22 protein-coding genes are annotated in these 17,565 nt (G+C 54.3%); 13 read left to right on the top strand and 9 right to left on the bottom strand.

Annotated elements, in window-relative coordinates:
- Positions 1 to 29 precede the first annotated feature (29 nt).
- Both RBB29_RS03585 and RBB29_RS03580 read right to left on the bottom strand, forming a co-directional pair.
- A complete protein-coding gene (locus RBB29_RS03585; RefSeq protein ID WP_306112807.1) occupies positions 30 to 1,076 on the bottom strand; it encodes a rod shape-determining protein in 1,047 nt (348 codons plus the stop codon).
- A 135-nt stretch (positions 1,077 to 1,211) separates the two neighbouring features.
- Positions 1,212 to 3,929, bottom strand: a complete 2,718-nt coding sequence (locus tag RBB29_RS03580; RefSeq protein ID WP_306112806.1) for an EAL domain-containing protein — start codon at positions 3,927 to 3,929, stop codon at positions 1,212 to 1,214.
- Positions 3,930 to 4,254: 325 nt separating this feature from the next.
- Between RBB29_RS03580 and RBB29_RS03575 the strand changes: the two genes are divergently transcribed.
- The 11 genes from RBB29_RS03575 to RBB29_RS03530 all read left to right on the top strand — a co-directional run bounded on the left by RBB29_RS03575 (position 4,255) and on the right by RBB29_RS03530 (position 9,910).
- The gene (locus RBB29_RS03575; RefSeq protein ID WP_306112805.1) at positions 4,255 to 5,457 is read left to right on the top strand and encodes a site-specific integrase; all 1,203 of its coding nucleotides are present in this window, start codon (positions 4,255 to 4,257) and stop codon (positions 5,455 to 5,457) included.
- The gene (locus tag RBB29_RS03570) at positions 5,454 to 6,185 is read left to right on the top strand and encodes a hypothetical protein (RefSeq protein ID WP_306112804.1); all 732 of its coding nucleotides are present in this window, start codon (positions 5,454 to 5,456) and stop codon (positions 6,183 to 6,185) included. The genes RBB29_RS03575 and RBB29_RS03570 overlap by 4 nt, the downstream gene beginning before the upstream one ends.
- A 75-nt stretch (positions 6,186 to 6,260) precedes the next feature.
- Positions 6,261 to 6,461, top strand: coding sequence for a helix-turn-helix transcriptional regulator (locus RBB29_RS22270; RefSeq protein ID WP_371931407.1), 201 nt, complete (start codon positions 6,261 to 6,263; stop codon positions 6,459 to 6,461).
- Between the two features lie 103 nt (positions 6,462 to 6,564).
- Complete coding sequence (locus RBB29_RS03565) at positions 6,565 to 6,720, top strand: hypothetical protein (RefSeq protein WP_306112803.1); 156 nt, start codon at positions 6,565 to 6,567, stop codon at positions 6,718 to 6,720.
- A complete protein-coding gene (locus RBB29_RS03560; RefSeq protein WP_306112802.1) occupies positions 6,717 to 7,097 on the top strand; it encodes a hypothetical protein in 381 nt (126 codons plus the stop codon). Before RBB29_RS03565 ends, RBB29_RS03560 begins: the two co-directional genes overlap by 4 nt.
- 41 nt (positions 7,098 to 7,138) lie before the next feature.
- Positions 7,139 to 8,344 (top strand): YfjI family protein, encoded by a 1,206-nt coding sequence (locus RBB29_RS03555; RefSeq protein ID WP_306112801.1) that lies wholly within the window; start codon positions 7,139 to 7,141, stop codon positions 8,342 to 8,344.
- A gap of 51 nt (positions 8,345 to 8,395) precedes the next feature.
- Positions 8,396 to 8,629: a hypothetical protein gene (locus tag RBB29_RS03550; protein ID WP_306112800.1), complete on the top strand. Its 234-nt coding sequence runs from the start codon at positions 8,396 to 8,398 to the stop codon at positions 8,627 to 8,629.
- Positions 8,629 to 8,913, top strand: a complete 285-nt coding sequence (locus RBB29_RS03545) for a hypothetical protein (RefSeq protein ID WP_306112799.1) — start codon at positions 8,629 to 8,631, stop codon at positions 8,911 to 8,913. Before RBB29_RS03550 ends, RBB29_RS03545 begins: the two co-directional genes overlap by 1 nt.
- Positions 8,910 to 9,341, top strand: a complete 432-nt coding sequence (locus RBB29_RS03540) for a DUF5681 domain-containing protein (protein WP_306112798.1) — start codon at positions 8,910 to 8,912, stop codon at positions 9,339 to 9,341. Before RBB29_RS03545 ends, RBB29_RS03540 begins: the two co-directional genes overlap by 4 nt.
- Entirely contained in the window at positions 9,338 to 9,631 is a 294-nt protein-coding gene (locus RBB29_RS03535) for a hypothetical protein (RefSeq protein ID WP_306112797.1), read from the top strand. Before RBB29_RS03540 ends, RBB29_RS03535 begins: the two co-directional genes overlap by 4 nt.
- 3 nt (positions 9,632 to 9,634) lie before the next feature.
- Positions 9,635 to 9,910, top strand: coding sequence for a hypothetical protein (locus RBB29_RS03530; protein WP_306112796.1), 276 nt, complete (start codon positions 9,635 to 9,637; stop codon positions 9,908 to 9,910).
- Between the two features lie 289 nt (positions 9,911 to 10,199).
- Here RBB29_RS03530 and RBB29_RS03525 read toward each other — a convergent pair whose 3' ends face one another.
- The gene (locus RBB29_RS03525) at positions 10,200 to 11,084 is read right to left on the bottom strand and encodes a hypothetical protein (RefSeq protein ID WP_306112794.1); all 885 of its coding nucleotides are present in this window, start codon (positions 11,082 to 11,084) and stop codon (positions 10,200 to 10,202) included.
- A 133-nt stretch (positions 11,085 to 11,217) separates the two neighbouring features.
- Between RBB29_RS03525 and RBB29_RS03520 the strand changes: the two genes are divergently transcribed.
- Positions 11,218 to 11,412 carry a hypothetical protein gene (locus tag RBB29_RS03520; RefSeq protein ID WP_306112793.1) on the top strand — a complete coding sequence of 65 codons (195 nt, stop codon included), beginning with the start codon at positions 11,218 to 11,220 and terminating at the stop codon, positions 11,410 to 11,412.
- A 184-nt stretch (positions 11,413 to 11,596) separates the two neighbouring features.
- Complete coding sequence (locus tag RBB29_RS03515) at positions 11,597 to 11,785, top strand: hypothetical protein (protein ID WP_306112792.1); 189 nt, start codon at positions 11,597 to 11,599, stop codon at positions 11,783 to 11,785.
- 627 nt (positions 11,786 to 12,412) lie between these two features.
- Here the strand turns inward: RBB29_RS03515 and RBB29_RS03510 are convergent.
- The 6 genes from RBB29_RS03510 to RBB29_RS03485 all read right to left on the bottom strand — a co-directional run bounded on the left by RBB29_RS03510 (position 12,413) and on the right by RBB29_RS03485 (position 16,866).
- The gene (locus tag RBB29_RS03510) at positions 12,413 to 12,862 is read right to left on the bottom strand and encodes a hypothetical protein (protein WP_306112791.1); all 450 of its coding nucleotides are present in this window, start codon (positions 12,860 to 12,862) and stop codon (positions 12,413 to 12,415) included.
- An 81-nt stretch (positions 12,863 to 12,943) separates the two neighbouring features.
- The gene (locus RBB29_RS03505) at positions 12,944 to 13,171 is read right to left on the bottom strand and encodes a hypothetical protein (protein WP_306112790.1); all 228 of its coding nucleotides are present in this window, start codon (positions 13,169 to 13,171) and stop codon (positions 12,944 to 12,946) included.
- A 704-nt stretch (positions 13,172 to 13,875) separates the two neighbouring features.
- Positions 13,876 to 14,499 (bottom strand): hypothetical protein, encoded by a 624-nt coding sequence (locus RBB29_RS03500; protein ID WP_306112789.1) that lies wholly within the window; start codon positions 14,497 to 14,499, stop codon positions 13,876 to 13,878.
- 138 nt (positions 14,500 to 14,637) lie between these two features.
- A complete protein-coding gene (locus RBB29_RS03495) occupies positions 14,638 to 15,309 on the bottom strand; it encodes an SOS response-associated peptidase (RefSeq protein WP_306112788.1) in 672 nt (223 codons plus the stop codon).
- Between the two features lie 1,064 nt (positions 15,310 to 16,373).
- On the bottom strand, positions 16,374 to 16,559 hold the full coding sequence (locus RBB29_RS03490; protein ID WP_306112787.1) for a hypothetical protein: 186 nt from the start codon (positions 16,557 to 16,559) through the stop codon (positions 16,374 to 16,376).
- 118 nt (positions 16,560 to 16,677) lie between these two features.
- Positions 16,678 to 16,866, bottom strand: a complete 189-nt coding sequence (locus RBB29_RS03485; protein ID WP_306112786.1) for a hypothetical protein — start codon at positions 16,864 to 16,866, stop codon at positions 16,678 to 16,680.
- Between the last annotated feature and the right edge of the window lie 699 nt (positions 16,867 to 17,565).

Genomic DNA, 17,565 nt, shown 5'->3' with positions numbered 1-17,565 from the left:
GCTCTCCCTTTGATTAAAAGGTGGTCGCCTCAGCTGTCGTAGTCAATCGCGTGGCGGAGTTGTTTCTCGAACTCCAGCGCCTTGCCGGTGCCAAGCGCGACGCAGTTCAGGCTGTCATCTGCGATGGAAACCGCCAGCCCGGTCTGCTCGCGCAGCGCCAGGTCCAGATCGCCCAGAAGCGCACCGCCCCCGGTCAGCATCACGCCGCGATCAACGATATCGGCGGCCAGATCGGGCGGGGTCGCCTCAAGCGCGGTCATCACCGCCTCGCAAATGGCTTGCACCGGCTCGGCCAAGGCTTCGGCAACCTGTGCCTGGCTGATCTCGGTTTCTTTCGGGACGCCGTTCAGGAGGTCGCGGCCCCGGATCTGCATCGAACTGCCGCGCCCGTCATCGGGCATCCGTGCGGTACCGATCGAGGTCTTGACCCGCTCGGCGGTGCTTTCGCCTACCAGCAGGTTCTGCTGACGGCGGAGATAGTTGATGATCGCCTCGTCCATGCGGTCACCGCCGACCCGGACGGAGCGGGCGTAAACGATGTCGCCCAGCGACAGGACCGCAACTTCGGTGGTGCCGCCGCCGATATCGACGACCATGTTGCCGGTCGGATCGGTAATTGGCATGCCGGCGCCGATGGCCGCCGCGATCGGCTCTGCAATGAGACCCGCGCGGCGCGCGCCGGCGCTCAGCACCGATTGGCGGATCGCACGTTTTTCGACCGGCGTCGCGCCGTGGGGCACGCAGACGATGATCTTGGGCTTGGAGAAGGACGACCGGCGGTGCACCTTGCGTATGAAATGCTTGATCATCGCCTCTGCGGTATCGAAATCGGCAATCACCCCTTCGCGCATCGGGCGGATCGCCTCGATACTGCCCGGTGTACGGCCCAGCATCAGCTTGGCATCCTCGCCCACGGCCAGGACTTTCTTGACGCCATCCTTGACGTGATAGGCAACCACCGAGGGTTCCGACAGGATCACGCCGCGCCCCTTGACATAAACAAGGGTATTGGCTGTCCCCAGGTCAATGGCCATATCCTGCGAGAACAGCCCCGGAATTCTGTGCAATATCGACATTTTACGCGTCGTCCTGTGGTTTTAATGCTCAATAGGCCCGCATTTGAGTGCGGTGCGTTGTCTGACCTTATAGAGGCCATAGGGAACAGGCGAAAGGCCTTGTTTGCAAGCTCTCAGCATGTAGTTGCCGGAATGTCAGGCAACGGATGAGGCGCCATCATCTGTCCGCAGCCATTCCCGCATCTGATCGAGGTTCATGGGGCGTGCGAAATGGTATCCCTGCAGCCGGTCTGCTCCAAGGCCGGTCACGGCTTTGGCCTGGTCCTCGTTTTCGATCCCCTCGACAACGGTTTCGGCGCCAAACCTCCTGGCCAGTTCGACCAGTGTTTTCACCAGCTTGGCACGTTCGACGTGCTTTTCGACATCCGTTACGAACATCCGGTCTATCTTGAGCGCGTCGGGGCGCAGCGCAAGGATACTGGCGAGCGAGGCGTGCCCGGTGCCGAAATCGTCCACTTCGATCGCAATGCCCATGGCCTTGATCTCGGCAACGGTGACGGCCAGATCGGCGTCAAGCTCGTCGATATGAGCGGTTTCGAGGATCTCGAAGCAGAGCCCCTTGGGTAGCTCGGGGAGCTGACGCAGCTCTTTGAGAAGAAACGGATCTGCCAGGCGTTTTGCCGAAACATTCACAGAGATTGATTGCAGCGACGGGCACACGGCGGCGAGGTCGCGATAGGCGTTGAGCGCCTGCGTCAGGATCAACCTGTCCAGTTCCGCGGTCATCTCCAGCTCATCCGCCAGCGACAGGAAATGCCCGGGGCCCACGGTGCCGCGTTCCGGATGGTCCCAGCGTGCCAATGCTTCGCACCCGACAACCGCATGGCTCCGGGCATCTACCTGCGGCTGGAACACCGTGAAGATCTGGTTCCCGGCGATCGCGTTCTTGAAAAGAGCGAGTTCGTCGACATGTGCGGTGTAGATAGAGCCGATATCCTGCGAATACTGCACGGCGACGCCACGTCCCGCCTTTTTTGCCTCGTAAAGGGCCATATCCGCTTGCTTGAGACTGGACCTGATATCGCCGCCAGTCTCCTGCACGAAGAAACCGATGCTGCATCCAGGTTCGAGGTCGATGTTGCCAAAGGGGACAGGCTGACTGAGGTCGGCAACAATCGTGTCGCAGAAATCCTGCGCCTTTGCGGAAACATCCGTCCATTCCATGAACAGGATGAATTCGTCGCCACCGATGCGGAAGGCGAAATCGCGGTTTTCGCGCGTCAGCGTTCCGAGCCGTTCGGCGGCGGCCTTGAGCACCGCGTCGCCGGCATTGTGCCCATACCTGTCATTGATCGCTTTGAACCGGTCCAGGTCCACCGCGATCACAAGATAGGGATCTGACGCGGCATCGGCGGACCCGATCATCTCGTCCAGCAACATCCGGTTGCCAAGGCCTGTCAAAAGGTCATGGCGTGCCGCGTGGGCGTTTTCCTTTTGCGCTTTGTGCAGCGCGTCGTAGGAGTTTTCGACCATCTCGCGCATCATCCGCTCACTGCGCACGGCGGTCATTCGCGCCTCGATCTCCTCTTCGGCGCGCTCGAGAACCTTGTTGTAACTTCGTGCCAGAAGGCCGACATCGGTCGAGGGGTCGACCTTGACCCGGGTAGAAAACTGACCGCTGATCTGATGGGCGCGCATATGATTGATGAGATCAAGCAGCGCGTTGCCGATGTTGTGTTCCGAATTGTCGAGGCCCACCACCTCGTCGCGGGGACGGACGCGCAGGGGCGTCACGGTGCTCAGGACCCTCAGAAACAGCCAGGTGGCGCCAACGGTCCAGGCGGCGCAGGCCAAAACACCCAGGCTCTGAATGCCAAGCTGCGCCAACACGCTTCCGGCTGGTAAATCGGCCACCGGTCCAAGGAACGGCACCGCCAATGTGCCGACAATGCCCGGTGCCAGGTGAACCGATACGGCATCGACAACATCGTCAATCTGAACAATTCGCATGGCGCCGCTGGCAAAGATCATGGCGCTGGCGCCGAGTGCGCCCAGCATGAGCGCGCCGGCACCGGAACTGAGGTGAATACCGGCAGTACCCGCAACCAGGCCGGCAAGTACGCCATTCAGGGTCAGTGGCGCCGAGGCATGGCGAAGAAAGAGGAAGGAGAACAGCAACGCCGTGGCCCCACCCGCCGCCGCACCAAGCAAGGTCCGTATGATGATCGGTGCCACCGCTTCGTTATAGGCCATCGCCGATCCGGCGTTGAAGCCGGTCCACCCGATCCAGAGCAGAACAACACCGAGAGCGGCCTGCGAAATCGAGCTTGCTTCGAACCGCCGTTTGCCCTTTCCGAAGCGGCCCCGGCGGGCGCCCAGCAAGATGCAGTAAACCAGAGCAGCCCATCCCCCGACCGAATGAACAACGGTGGCACCCGCGAAGTCGACAAACCCCAATGCCTGAAGCCAGCCTTGCTGATCGGTCAAAACGCCGCCGCCCCAGGCCGCGTGGCCGACCATTGGATAAATCAGGCCCGCCAGGACCACGCTCATCGCGACATAGGCCGGAAAACTCGCCCGTTCGGCAACCGCACCAGAGATGATCGTCACCGCGGTCGCAGCAAATGCCATCTGGAAGAAAAGGAACGGCGCGATCTGCGTCAGGGCCGTCTCTTCGCTGAGTGCAAAGAACGAGGTGCCAAAGATCCCGCCAGAGGTCGCACCGAACATCAGGCCGAAGCCAACTCCCCAAAAGGCCAGCGTTGCCAGGCAAATGTCGCTGACGTTTTTCATGGCGACATTTGATGCGTTCTTGGCACGGGCCATGCCCGCCTCAAGACACAAGAAGCCCGCTTGCATATCCAGGACCATAAATCCGCATAACAGGATCCAAAGCCCGCTGACCACGTCCATGCGCCGTCTCCACTAACACTGTACCGGGCGGGGCATATCGGACAGCAATCAAGATTTGGCTAATGACAGCGTGGAGTTTCTTCAAACTTTAGCAAACCCGCCCGCCGCATGCAGATGCGGGCCCGAAGGTGCGTGGATGAACAGTTTGGAAAGACGGTGTCGGATGGTGCTGCTGGGGAGCATTGAAATACTATATCATGTGGTGTCATGCTGTGTCAGAAATCTAATGAATCCAAAATATTACTGCAATTTAATGTTTCAAACCGTTTCATCCTATCTCACGCTATACTATATCTAGGGGTGGACATTAGGGTGGATAGAAATAATGAGAGCATTGAGCAAACTAACCACCGCCAAGATTAAGAGCGTCGCTCCAGGCAAGTATTCGGATGGTGGTGGGCTATGGTTACATATTCGTCCAGATGGCGGCGGTCAGTGGTTTCTTCGTGTGACGGTACATGGCCGTCGCCGAGAGATGGGATTGGGGCGTTACGACAGCAAGGGCTTGAATGGCGTATCCCTTAAGGAAGCGCGGGATCAAGCAGAGAAGTGGCGCGCTTTGGTACGGAAGGGCAAAGATCCGATAAAGGAACGGGAGCGCGAACGCCGCGAGACCGCAAAGGCTGACCACACGCTTGAGACAGTTGCCGAGGAGGCATTCGAAGCGCGGAAAGCGCAGTTGCGTGACGACGGGAAAGCTGGCCGTTGGTTTACTCCACTCAAGCTATATGTGTTGCCAAAACTTGGAAAAGTCCCCATCGAGGATATTGACCAGCGAGATATCAAGAATGCTCTAGGGCCAATCTGGCACGAGAAAGCTGACACCGCCCAGAAGGCGCTCAACCGTCTGCGGATAACAATGCGCTACGCTGCTGCGATGGGTTTGGATGTGGATATTCAGGCAACGGAAAAAGCCAAAGCGTTGCTAGGTAAAACTAGACATGTGATCCAAAACATACCTTCCATGCCCTGGAGTGAAGTACCAGCGTTCTACGAGAGCCTTAGCGATGGCACGATAACTCACCTTGCTTTGAAACTACTCATCCTGACCAATCTCAGGTCAAAGCCGATCCGGTTCTGCCGGTTGGATGAAATTGAAGACGATGTGTGGATTGTACCTGCGAAAAACATGAAGGCACTCAAGGGCCATGAGGCCGAGTTCAGAGTTCCTCTCTCAGCGGAAGCCCTGTCAGTGATCGAGCAGGCAATACCGCTTGCGCGAGATGGCTATCTCTTCCCAAGCCAGCGAAAGGGTGTGATTTCCGATGCCACCATGAGTAGGCTGATGGAGCGTCGGGGGTTTGAGTTCCGCCCTCACGGGTTCCGGTCCAGCTTCAGAACATGGTGTGCCGAAGCGACCGACGTATCGGAGGAAGTTGCCGAGGCTGCACTCGCGCATGTTACTGGCAGCAAAGTCGCACGAGCATATCGTCGGACGGATTTCCTGGAACAGCGCCGCGCATTGATGGAACGCTGGGCCGATCATGTGACCGGTGGTTCTGATGAAGTTGTGAGGATGGTGCGGTGAGTGACCGTTGGAAAGGGGGCGCTTTCCAGAAAGTGATTGATGAACACTTCCCCGGGAATTCTCTTAGTGAATGGGAGTTGTTATTAGTCAATTCAGATGACTTAACCGACCTCGACACCATCGATGTCGTCAACAAGGCTGAGCAGTCAAAACACCTAAGTGAATTAGATAATGCTATCAGAACCGCTTGGAGTGCTTTCGGCGCATTGCACCCAGTGCTCAAGCGAAATCTCGAAACGTCGTTTTCAGAGAATTCTAAGAAATCTCCTGCGATGAGAGGTTTGAAACCTTTTAGCCTTGAGCCCGAGATTGAGCCGCTTGTGGTTCCCGATCCGTTTTTTCTTCACCTCCAGACTCTCGTTGGCCACTATCTTGGACAAGACCCAGATCAAATCAGTTTAGACCAGAGTTCTCTTGGTGGCCGCCAGAACTGCGCGTCGGTTGCAGAAGAATTTCTTAGCGGGTTGACACCTTCAAGCGCACAACAGCGCTCCAACGAAACATTGGAGAAGTTGGTGCTCATCGCGAATGCGAGAAGATTGTGGATGCGATTGGCGAAGAAAATTCCCCCTAAACAACCGAGCCCAGGCAGCTCGTTCTTTGAATTTGTAGCGGATTTGATCGATGCAACCGAACGAGGTTGGGATACTGAAAGCTGCTTTAAGGCATGGGTGAGTTGCCTCAATAAGCGTGAAGATGAAAAAGAAACCTGGATGCCAGATTTATAGCCTAGATATCCGTGAATTAGTTTAGCTGGCATCTCATTCTCTCAACATGTCGCAACCAACCGCGAGGTGTTGAAAATGGCCCTACAGTCTTTTGACAGACTAGTTTCAGTAAAGGACACGGCAGCCGCCTATGGCTGCAGCGTAGCCACAGTTTGGCGTCGTGTATCTGACGGAACCATCCCCCAGCCCGTAAAAATCGGCGGCATGACCAGATGGTCCATGTCAGAAATTGCCGACGCAATCGAAGATGCAAAAGCTAAGCGTGAAGCTGCGTAAATGAAAACCCCTATCCGACGAGCGAACAGGGGCGTATTCTTAGGGTGTGTGGTGCACCTAGAATACAGTTTCTGCGCTCGTCCTGCAAGAAGGATCGAGCAGGATGACAAACACCAAAACAAAACCAGCAACCAAGACGGCCCGTACCACGCGGGCCTCAAACGTGCCGCAACGTATCGGCAGTTTCATCCCCATCGGGGAACTGGCGACGCGTATCCTGACCAACTTCCCGGAACGCAAAGGGGAGGGTTTGAAGTGAGCAACCAGTATCTTTCAGACGCCAACAAGCGCGCCGTCCGCTGCATGGCCTTTGCCCTTACCATCGGCGGGCATGACGCCTGGGAGGGCGCCTCCGCTGTCTGGTCAGCACGTCTGACCGATGAGGAACGCGCAGCCTTGAGTTTCGCCGCCCTCAAATCCCTCGACCCAGATCAGGCTGCAATGGTTGTGGAGGCTGTGTTCCCGACAGGTGGCACACCAATGCCGCCGCTGCTGTCCTCGGCTGACGAGGCGGCACATTGGGCCTCATGGGCAGAGTATCCCGACATCAAGGCCTGCACCCTAGCCGGGTTCAACCGGCTCTCGGCAAATGACCAGTCTGCTTTTCTCAACCATGTGCAACGGAGAGCGGCATGAACTCCTTTGCACAGATAGATCAGGCCTGCCGGGAGAGCGGAATGACCTTTGGATTGAATGGGCATAACATCCCGGCAGAAGACCCAACGCCCCTGATCCATGAGATACCCCTGGGCGATCCGTTCCCGGTTGCAGCCATGGGTCCGCTTATGGATGCCACACTGGCTATTCAGGACAAGACGCAGGCCCCGGTTGCCATCGGGGCGCAGTCGCTCTTGTCGGCCACATCGCTCGCAGCACAGGCGCTCTTTGATGTTCAAACACTGGGTGGCATCCGCCCGCTGTCCCTCTTCGCTCTGACCATCGCAAAATCAGGTGAGCGCAAGTCCAGTTGCGATGCTCTGGCCATGGAGCCGGTTCGGATGTTCGAGCGGGCGCTGGCAGATGCCTACCGGGAAGACAATGCCAGCCATAAGGACAACCTGGAAATCTGGGAGCAGACCCGCACCAAGCTTATCCGTGAAGCCAGCGGGCGAGATGACATCAAGGCGGCAGGGGCCAAGGCAGACCTGGCGGCGCTTGAGGCACAGCCAGAAGAACCGCTCTTACCTTTTGTCACGGCCACTGACCCTACCTTTGAGGGTCTGACCAAGAACCTCGCACTGTCCCGCCCGTCTCTGGGCATCTTCAGCGATGAGGCCGGACAGTTTCTTGGGGGTCACGCGATGAACAGCGAAAACCGCATGAAGACCGTCGCGGGTCTGTCCAAGTTCTGGGACGGCGCACCCATCAATCGCACACGTGCGGGGGACGGCGCTGCAACCTTCTATGGTCGCAGGCTCAGTGCTCACCTGATGGTTCAGCCAATCATCGCAGATACGCTTCTCAGCGATCCCACCGCACGCGATCAGGGCTTCCTGGCCCGGTTCCTGCTGTGTCATCCCCCCAGTACGATTGGCACGCGGTTGCGCGAGGCGCATTCGGTTCAGTCCGACGCCGCATTGGCTGTCTACACAAGCCGTCTGGGTGAACTGCTGCGTGCAGAGCTTCCCCTGGCCGAAGGCAGCCGCAACGAGTTGGACCTGCCGGTTCTTCAATTGGAGCCTGAAGCCGAGCGGGTACTGAGGAAGTTCGCAAACGAATTGGAGCGCAAGCAGGCACCTGGCTGCGAGCTGTCGGAGGATACGGCCTTTGCCTCTAAAGCAGCAGAACAAGCGGCACGCATTGCTGGCGTGCTAGCCGTTTATGCAGGTGACACGCAGATCACGTCAGAACGGATCACCAACGGTATTGAACTGGCCGACTGATATCTCTCTGAGGCTGCCAGGCTCAAGAACGGCGCGTCGATATCAGCAGATGTGCGCAAAGCCGAGAAGCTGCGTCTCTGGTTGATGGAACGTTGGCCTGAGGACCACATAACGCCGTCGGCAATCGTTCATGCCGGTGCGGCCAATATCAAGACGGCCAAGGAAGCGCGCGCCATCATTCCGCATCTCGAAAAGAACGGATGGCTCCTGCCACTGGAAGGCGGCGCGATGGTTCAGGGAAAACACCGAAAGGAAGCTTGGAAGATAGTTCGGAGGGCAGATTGATGGCTCGGTATTTTGATGCACAGGCGGCTTTAGCTGAGATCAAGGGCAGCCCGATTCATCCGATTCACCCGATTCAAGAAGGGGATGAGGCCAGGAATCGGACAAATCGGGTGAATCGGGTTCCCCCTGATCCGGAGATTTTTGAGGAACGCGCCGCAATCATCGAATTTGATGCCGGGCTATCGCGCGACCGGGCGGAAGACATGGCAGCGAAGGCGCAGGGCTACGGCAACGTCGTTGAGTTCCGGGCGGCGGTGCAATCAATGCAGGAGGGCAGCAAATGACACGTAAAAACGTTGAGACAACGTACACAGACGAGACAGGCAAGTTTGCCGAGGGCAATCCTGGCAGGCCCAAAGGCGCCCGCCATAAGACCACCTTGGCGATCGAGGAATTACTGCAAGGCGAGGCAGAGGGCCTGACTCGCAAGGCGATTGAGCTGGGCCTCGAAGGCGACATGGCGGCACTACGTCTCTGCCTAGAGAGGATAGCGCCACCTCGGAAAGACACGCCGGTCAAGTTTGACCTGCCTTCTATGCAATCTGCCAGTGAGGCCGCAGATGCTGCCCAGGCGGTTCTACACGCAGTCTCAGGAGGAGAGCTAACCCCACTGGAGGCAGCAAGCGTAATGGGTCTTGTCGAAAGCTACCGGCGCACGCTGGAAACGTCGGCATTGGAGAAACGGATTGAGGCTCTGGAGGGAAAGAAATGAATACATCACTCACACGTCGGTTGGAGAAGTTGGAAGGACTTCACGGTAAGGACGGTCCTGCCTGGCCGGATATCGTTTTTCTAGTGTCGTTGATGCCTGATGGCGCAGAGCATTCCGGCGAGGCCGAGGAAGGGCCGTTTGTAGCCTTTGTCAAAGGTGGCCCATTCCACGGTATTGGCAGTGAAGAGGGTGAGACACTCGACGACTTTCGGCGGCGATTGCAAGCTGAATACCCACACTTGAGTGCCTCACAAGCTGACCACCGTATTCAAAACTCCAAAGGAGAGTAACCAATGCGCATAAAAACGAGAATCAAGAAATTAGAAGAGCGCTCAAACAGCGGGTTCTTAGTTGTAACGCCTGAGGTTGAATATCAAGGCGAGCAGTGTGGTAGCGCTGTCGCGTGTGTGGATGACATGCCCGTTTATCAGACTGAACGGCTTGCGGACGAGAGTACTGACAAATTCAAGCTCCGATTTGTGCGTGAATACAGAGAATCCATCGAAGAGCAGTTATCGCTAGCTGGCAACACGGTAGTTGTGTTGAGCGCAGATGTTCGAGACCTTTGAACACCTCAGTCGAAACCGGCGCGCGGAGCCGCGTTAAATCATATCTGCTTCGCATTAGAAATGGCGGTCTACAGCATCCTGATGGAATACGAGGAAGGATTGGGTTTGCCCACACGGGTCATGCCTAAGCCGGATGGCAAGGGTGGCATTGAGCCGGAGGCCGTGGTGCCGGAGGGGTGGCGAGTATGAATGGTATTGTCTTCAACACATTCTACAGAATTCAACCGATTGAGCGATTCAAACAAGCTAAGGCCATGGTTGGAGGTGAAGGATGATAAAGGCCCTTGCACTAAGTTGCATTGTTTTGCTTCCCCACATGGGCGGTTTGTGTCATGTAAATTACGCCCCTCCCCATTTCATCTTGTTTGAAACCGGATATCCAAAATTTAACATCAAATTCTGTGTGTCTGATATCCTTCGAAAATCCGTCTTCGTATTCGACAAGCCCGTAAACCTCGGCGACACCCTCTTGAGACAGGAGTCTTTCGCTCTCCTTATCCAAGAAGAATATCTGATGTCCTCTAATCATCTGCTCCGGTCCAACTATGCCTTGATTTGTCGTGAAAAGGTCATCTGGACGCATGAAGATGCGAGATTCAGTTCCGTCTTCCCAGCGCCAAGTAGTATAAACGGTCAAAATTTTTGCTGGATACTTACCAGTATTCTTCCAAATTGGCGTGAAAGAATATCCCGCCTTGTATTCGCCCCGAGTTGCATGTTTGCCGCTACCCATTGGATGCGCGTCGTAGTTGTCGAAACACATCCAAGCCCGCTGGGTTTCAACCATTCTCATCGCGGCTTTATTGGCCTGACGAGTCAGGGAAAGAGTGACCGCGAGCATGAAAGTACCGATGGCGACCAATACTGTGGAATAGAGCGCGTAATCCCTCATGTCGCGCGTAGCGGCATCAATCGATTGTGTGGTCGCGTTCATTTCCTTTTGGATGACAAGGTAATCTATCTCCCTTTGGCGGGTTTCCTCTTCGCTATTCTTGCGGGCCTCGGCGGCGGCCTCATCCTCGACGATTTCAATCGGGATAGGAATAGGAAGTGTCTGGGTTGGTTGCTCATTTCTTTCAGCTTCCCTTCCGGTGCCGCCTGCCTGTTCCTGGGCCTGCCCTGAGAGTGTTAAGAGTCCAAGTGCAATTGTAAATATCCAACAACGTACAAGCATCGTTTAAAAGAACACCGCTGCCACTCTCGGATAGCAACTTGCGGACGTTCACCCCTATCCATGTGATTCCAATGCTTTCCAGCATTTAGATTTGTTGGCTGTGAGTCACGCCCTATTGTCAGCGTGTTTCGCGGTGTCATTCTTAAACCGGTTCCTGCAACGTCTCACCAACGACAGGGCGCGTCAGATCCTCGTGGATGCCATCGAGGACCCGGAATTGATGAAGGTACTCCTCGGCAGGCCACTTAGCCTCAATGCGCCGAAGAACGAGCGGATACTGTCGCGGTATCTCGCAGGGACCGTGGGGGCGATGGCGCAAGGTGACTAAAATCCGTTCGCATCGGGTGTCGTTAGCTGGTTTTGAAATCCAGCAGAATCATTCAAAGTTTCCCTTACGTAAGCGAGATAGCGCCGAGATTCTCCCGTTTCGGGTAACGTTAAGAAATCATTAGTATTTTGTTAAGAAATTGATTCCATTGCTCGACAAATTACTAAGAAATCAGGAGTGAATCATGGATATTCAACGACTGCTGGTACGAACCTCGAATGCTGCCAAGCGTGCACGAGAACAAGGTTGTGAAGACACCGCCGATGCCTTTGATGAAATCGTAGAAAAGCTACTGGAGTACATGAATGCGCACGTTCAATCTCCAGGCGAGAAACGCCCGAACTCTCGCTCTAGTGTGATGCATATTCACTAGTGAGAGAAGACCTATACCTTTGATAAAGAGCTAGTTCATACTTTATTAACCAATCCCGTCAAGGTTGTGTTTCTGCCGCTCGAATGTTTTTGGGGAACACACAAAATGACGATTTATAGACGCTGTGAAGTCATACTTAATGACTGCGAGACCTACTCAAAGAAGCATCATTTCCCCGAGATTGATGACCTAATTTGGAGAGCTCGGCAGGCAATGAAGAAAGACCTGCTCAAACATCTGGAGCTGCCACATCGAAAACGCTCCACAGACTTGAACGCCCTGCACTAGCTGGTTGAGCTGATCCCATCCTTGGGTTCGACCGCCAGCTATGGGAGATAGATGAAAACCTGATCCGGTCGGAACTGACGCCAACACAACAGGCCGAACACCTTTCTAAGCGCAAGGAACTTTGGGAGGCGCGCAAGTTAGCTGGTGCAACTTGCACCACCAAGAAGCCACAGCACGAAAAACGATTTGCGGCTGAAACCGCCGATGCGACAGGCGTCAATAAGTCCACGATTACCCGCGCCGTATCCCGTGCAGAGGGCGTCACAGAAGCCGCCCGAGACGCTATCAGGGGTACTAATCTAGAAAACTGGGTCTTTAAGCACAAATCTCGTCTTTGAGCTAGTTCAAAGGCTCGTTCGTTATCTTCAAGGCCATAAGAGCAGATTTGATGCCAGCAACCATCTGACCAGGTAAGAACGGCCCATAACTGTTCCCGCCAACGACAAAGGTCACTTCAATCAATTCACCAGGAACGCTGTTGTATTCCAAGTGAAACAATTCCGTCTGATGGCTTAGTGTTTTAGTAATGATTTCGCTGAATTGCGCTTGGCTCATTGGGCCATTCCAATCGACACCCCATCCAATCTGGACGTCGATACTACTAAAGCCGTGGCCATCCAGTACGTCTTCGACTGTGGTAGGGACTTCCTTTGATGGAGCCAAAGGTTTGAGGTGAGGGACCTTATAGTAGTAGCTAGCAAAACTGATGAGCATGGCTGGTGTCGCCAAGACAAGAGCGGCTACCAATATGCGTGCTAGATTACCCATTTCATCATCAGTTTTTTCCAATGGAGATTTCTGTCAGATAAAGACTGAATTTGAGTTAACGGGTCCGGCACGAGCAGGCGAGAACGCTTGAGCGAGCGCCCTTTAGCCTCTTTCAACCCGTGCGACGCTACGCGCCCAAGGGGCAAGTTCGACAACAATCGTATAACCTTCAGGTAGGCGCGCATTTGCTTCCTTGAGGATTTCGCCAGCGATACCACCATCTTGTGCCATCAGCGGTTCATAGTTGTTCGCCAGCGCGAAGGTCACTTTGGTTTCAGCAACCGCACCAGAGGTTGCAAACAGAAGGCAAACGAAGGCAACCAATCTCATCCGTGGATTTCCTCATTTAGTTTGATGGTGATTTTGCCACCAAGACCTTTCGAAAAAGCAAAACCCCCAAAAAACCCTGCCGAATGGCCGGTATGGGCTCAAACCGGACATTGATACATCATCAGAGAGGAGCCGATGTTGGCTACTCGGAATTAGGATTACTCTGCTGCCGCAAGAACAAGATTACCTGAGCCCTTGCTTGAACTAGAGCAGCTTTAGCCTTCTTGGCTCTACGAGGAGTTTTTGGCATTCGCACATAGCGCTTCGTTGGCCGAGTGTTCAATTCGTCGTGGCAGCGGAAAACGAACTCATCAGTCGAATCTTCCGTCATAAGGCCTGACGGAGATTGAATCTCCGAATTGGCGTTTTCAGATTTGGACATGCGCCACAACTAAGCGGCGTAGGTAAACATCCTCTTGAGATGCCATAAATATTGGAGCTATGCCAACACAGCAGGCGGAGCACCTGGCTAAGCGTAAGGATCTCTGGGAGACGCGCAAAGAAAGTGGGTCAACTTGTCCCACTTTAACCGGGCGCGGCAATAAGCAGTTCGCAGCAGATACGGAAGACACCACCGGCGTTCCGAAGTGCGCCATCAACCGCGCCGTATCCCGTGCAGAGGGCGTCCGAGACGCCATCAGAGGCACAGACCTGGATAAGGGCGTAGTGTTGGATGAACTTAAGCAGGTCGCCCCATGGGAGTGCTATTTTCCGCCGGTTGACCGAAACTTGTCCCTAGCCAGTTCTTCTTGATTTGTTGGTTCGTCAATGGCCGCTTCAGGGCTTGGCTCGAATGACAGATCTGGAAATGGCCCCATCGACTGATTGGGAACCATCACCAGTTTTGCAATAGCTTCCACTGCCTTGTCTGCAAATACGGCAGTCACTCTGTCGCTCTCTTTCTTGGCTTCAAGTGCTCGAACAGTTTCATTCAAGTGTCTATGGTATCCACCAAGCACTGTACCCAAAAAGAAGCTTGTGACGAATGCAACTGACGCCACACCTGCGAAAACGACGGCGACCCTTTCCTGGATGTAGCTCAGCGCAAAAAGGGCTCCGAAACCACCCAGCAACACGGGGCCAAAGTCGCCTACTGCTGAAGACCGAGAGTTTGTTGCGTAGTGTCCGGCAAGAAACGCGATAAAGGTCAATACGCCTACCGCTCCGAGTATCTCAAAAAAGCGTAAGCCGGGGCTTCGGAGCTTTGCGAATGAAGCGCCTGCGACAGCTATAACTGACGCAGCAGTCAATGATAAAGCAAGCGTAGTAGAGCTACCCAAAAGGGTTGCGGACATGTCTCCCCAATACGCTTCCCAGAATTCTTTCATTTGCTATCAAATCAACTTTCAGAAGAACGCTACGTTACCAGCAAGCGCCAGAATTGTTAATAGCAGTCGGTTGGAAGCGAGTGTCTGGCCAATGTGCGACACGACCTTTTGCGGGCATGTCCGGAAGCTTGGACTAGGCTAAAATTCATCTTCCCGGACGCCTACGCCCTCCAGTACAACTCGCATTTTCTCTGCAGGGTATGGCTTGAGCAGTGCAAGAGCATCGTCCACCGAGCCGTGCAGCCATGCCTCGTAGTTCTCAGGGTTCAGAATGACCGGCATTCGGTCGGCATGGACCGGCTTGACGATTTCATTAGCAGTCGTGGTGATAATGGTGTGGGTAAGCTGCTGCTCTATCTCACCGTCTAGTCCAGGCTGAAACCCGCGCCACATGCCTGCGAAGGCGAACGGTGGCCGTGGCTCATCGCCTTTCAGGGCAAACCAGAAATCTGTCGCAGGATTGCGCCCCTTGGCTTCTCTGAAACTGGACGCCGGAACCAGGCAGCGCCGCTCTTGAAAGCTTTGTTTCCAGAGGCCGTTGCTCACGACCTTATCGGCGCGGGCGTTATTCCAGGCAGAGGGAAAGAGGGGTTTGCCAGTCGTCTTCGATACCTTTGGTGTGAGAAACCCCCATCTCATGTAGAGCATCTCCCTGTCACCATCATCTGTAAGGCGAACCACTGGTGCTTCGTATTTGGGCCAGATAGCGGCCTGAGGTTTTGCATTTCCCAAGTGGTCGCGGTCGGCATCGACCTTGAATAGCTGCCGCATGGCTTGCTGCGCGGTCGTGCTGGAGTATAGGTTGCACATGCAATTCAGGCTTTCTCGTTACGCCAGATCCACTTGGAAACCTGCTTTACGGGACGCCTCACCGTCAAGGTCTGTAGCTCGGAAGTTGCTGGTACGGTCCATCTGACATGGATGTATTCGGCAGTCTTGCAGCGTGAGCACGGAAAGGGTGGTATATAAACCTGGTGAAGTGGCCCCACGACCTTCATCAAATCAACCGCCCAATAGTTTGCGGAGCAATGACACAGGCCGCAACGCAGCTTTATCAGCATGCCGTCCCGGGCGGCATCCCGCATCAATCGGTTTCTTGTACGACTGCCAGAGGGTCTTTGAGCGGGCAATGCGGCGTTCCAAACTCACAACATGAACTGGGAACATATCAAGAACATTTAGTGAGTCGATACCTCGAATTGTGACAGGGTACTTATGCCCACGCTTCAATCGGACCCGGCAGATATTGAAGGAGCCTGACTAGACTTCCGCCATTGCCTCGCGCACGGCACCGATGGCCCAACCCTCTTGCACGAGGCTTTGATGAACGTCCTGATTTGTTCGACCCTGGGAACGCAGGCGCTCAATACGCAGGATCAACTCGGCGACAACTTTTCGCTTATTCACTGGTAAATCTCCGAAACTACTAACGGGCGAAGAGTACCAGAAATGACGCGCGGGATTGAGGGCAGGTTTGGAAACAGTCTGGTCACAGGTACGCCAAGTCAGTAGCTGGACGGCGTTAAGGAAGTGCTGCTTTCAGTCTCGGAGAAATCGTGCATGGGCGTAACCGAAAATTAACGTCTGCTATGCAAATCGTTAATCTTCATGAATAGAATGAAACGAGGCCGACCGTGTTTATTGTAGCGTCCACAGTTGTCATTGGTCTGGTAATGTCCTGTGACAGTTCAAAACTGCTCCGACGTCGTAGGAAACCGTGTGAAGAATTAAATGAAGACCAAGAGTTCTGTGTGGACGTTGCCTCCCTATGGATGAATTGCAAGGGGCCAGGCCATTTGATTGATATGTGGTTACTAGCGGCATGCAGCCCCAAGACCGCAAAGCAAATGCGATACGTGCTTTCGAGGGCCAAACTATTGGATCAGGTAGACCTGTGATGACTTGAGCGGTTTTCGAACAGGAGGGAACATGCCGCCTAGGTCTTTCTCCAAAGCCATCCTGGCCTTTGCAATCAGGTTTTCGGCTTCAGGAAACCTGTGAGTTTCGGCGAATTCTTCGAGGTCGTTCATCAGAACAAGTGCATCTTTGTAGTTCGTCATTCTTTTGCATCCCTAAGGCGTGTTCATGAGTGATTCCCACCACACAACACAACCTTGGGGATTATGATTAACAGGAGATAAATTTCCGCTTCGGGATAGTGAACTTCCAAAACTGCTCTTAGTGAAGATGGAGGAAATCCGGACCGATGTTTGCTTGCTTCTCACCCATTGATTGGGTTCTTGAATTCAATAATTCCAGCAAGCTTTCCACTATTTCATCAAGAGCACTGGCAGTATTGTCAAAACCTCTTTCGCGGGCCTCTTTGGCGGCATTCATGGTTCGTACGAGCAGCTCATTCGTGTCCATGTTTTACTCCTGATTTTACAATTTCTTTAGCTTTAATGAGTCAACATTATTAATAGAAAGCTAACGAACTCCAAACCTAGAAACACGCCATGTAAACTCGGCGTTATCCCGCTCAAGTTATGTGAATCTCGCACGAATTTCTTTGAAATCGTCAATGAGGGTCAACTTTGTTTCCTGCAAACGACAACCGCAAACCTTCCACCCTCCAAAGTTTGGACGGTTAGTAATTTTGTCCGCAGGTTTTGCGTTTCTCGCCGTCTTGTTTCGAAGTTTCGTGCTGTCAGTGGTTAACTTGGTCTGACAACAGCTCTTGTGAACAAACCCGTCATCTGACGTAAGAGCACGCGCTTGAAGGTTTCCGGCACGCTTGCGTACCACGCCTAGGCAATCACACGTATTTACTCCGATGCGACGTCGGCCAAGGATGAGGTTGTGGGTAATGGTACGATTTCCGAATGTTTCTCGATGTACTGGGGGTAAAGAGTGATTGAAGGCCTGGGTGTGATTGTTATCGTGTCTCGCATCCCCAATTAACCGCGCACACGTCACGAACCCTGGCTGATTTATTATAGCGTTGCAGCATGCTCTCCACAGGCAAGTTGCAGCGCTATTTTCGGCAGTGAAGGGTGGATGAGGAAGTGGAATCTAATCCATTTGTGTCGGATGACTGCTTTGAGCCCAATGCGGACCTGTAGCCTA

The organism is Roseovarius sp. MMSF_3359 (assembly GCF_030733385.1).
GTDB lineage: Bacteria > Pseudomonadota > Alphaproteobacteria > Rhodobacterales > Rhodobacteraceae > Roseovarius.
This window is presented reverse-complemented; position numbering and strand designations above follow the sequence as displayed.

Excerpts from the sequence above, each read along its gene's own strand:
- RBB29_RS03540 (WP_306112798.1), top strand. The coding sequence starts at position 8,910 with ATGACACGTAAAAACGTTGAGACAACGTACACAGACGAGACAGGCAAG.
- RBB29_RS03565 (WP_306112803.1), top strand. The coding sequence starts at position 6,565 with ATGACAAACACCAAAACAAAACCAGCAACCAAGACGGCCCGTACCACG.
- RBB29_RS03505 (WP_306112790.1), bottom strand. The coding sequence starts at position 13,171 with ATGAGATTGGTTGCCTTCGTTTGCCTTCTGTTTGCAACCTCTGGTGCG.
- RBB29_RS03485 (WP_306112786.1), bottom strand. The coding sequence starts at position 16,866 with ATGGACACGAATGAGCTGCTCGTACGAACCATGAATGCCGCCAAAGAG.
- RBB29_RS03495 (WP_306112788.1), bottom strand. The coding sequence starts at position 15,309 with ATGTGCAACCTATACTCCAGCACGACCGCGCAGCAAGCCATGCGGCAG.
- RBB29_RS03545 (WP_306112799.1), top strand. The coding sequence starts at position 8,629 with ATGGCTCGGTATTTTGATGCACAGGCGGCTTTAGCTGAGATCAAGGGC.
- RBB29_RS03580 (WP_306112806.1), bottom strand. The coding sequence starts at position 3,929 with ATGGACGTGGTCAGCGGGCTTTGGATCCTGTTATGCGGATTTATGGTC.
- RBB29_RS03515 (WP_306112792.1), top strand. The coding sequence starts at position 11,597 with ATGGATATTCAACGACTGCTGGTACGAACCTCGAATGCTGCCAAGCGT.
- RBB29_RS22270 (WP_371931407.1), top strand. The coding sequence starts at position 6,261 with ATGGCCCTACAGTCTTTTGACAGACTAGTTTCAGTAAAGGACACGGCA.
- RBB29_RS03585 (WP_306112807.1), bottom strand. The coding sequence starts at position 1,076 with ATGTCGATATTGCACAGAATTCCGGGGCTGTTCTCGCAGGATATGGCC.
- RBB29_RS03490 (WP_306112787.1), bottom strand. The coding sequence starts at position 16,559 with ATGACGAACTACAAAGATGCACTTGTTCTGATGAACGACCTCGAAGAA.
- RBB29_RS03525 (WP_306112794.1), bottom strand. The coding sequence starts at position 11,084 with ATGCTTGTACGTTGTTGGATATTTACAATTGCACTTGGACTCTTAACA.
- RBB29_RS03555 (WP_306112801.1), top strand. The coding sequence starts at position 7,139 with ATGACCTTTGGATTGAATGGGCATAACATCCCGGCAGAAGACCCAACG.
- RBB29_RS03500 (WP_306112789.1), bottom strand. The coding sequence starts at position 14,499 with ATGAAAGAATTCTGGGAAGCGTATTGGGGAGACATGTCCGCAACCCTT.
- RBB29_RS03575 (WP_306112805.1), top strand. The coding sequence starts at position 4,255 with ATGAGAGCATTGAGCAAACTAACCACCGCCAAGATTAAGAGCGTCGCT.
- RBB29_RS03535 (WP_306112797.1), top strand. The coding sequence starts at position 9,338 with ATGAATACATCACTCACACGTCGGTTGGAGAAGTTGGAAGGACTTCAC.
- RBB29_RS03530 (WP_306112796.1), top strand. The coding sequence starts at position 9,635 with ATGCGCATAAAAACGAGAATCAAGAAATTAGAAGAGCGCTCAAACAGC.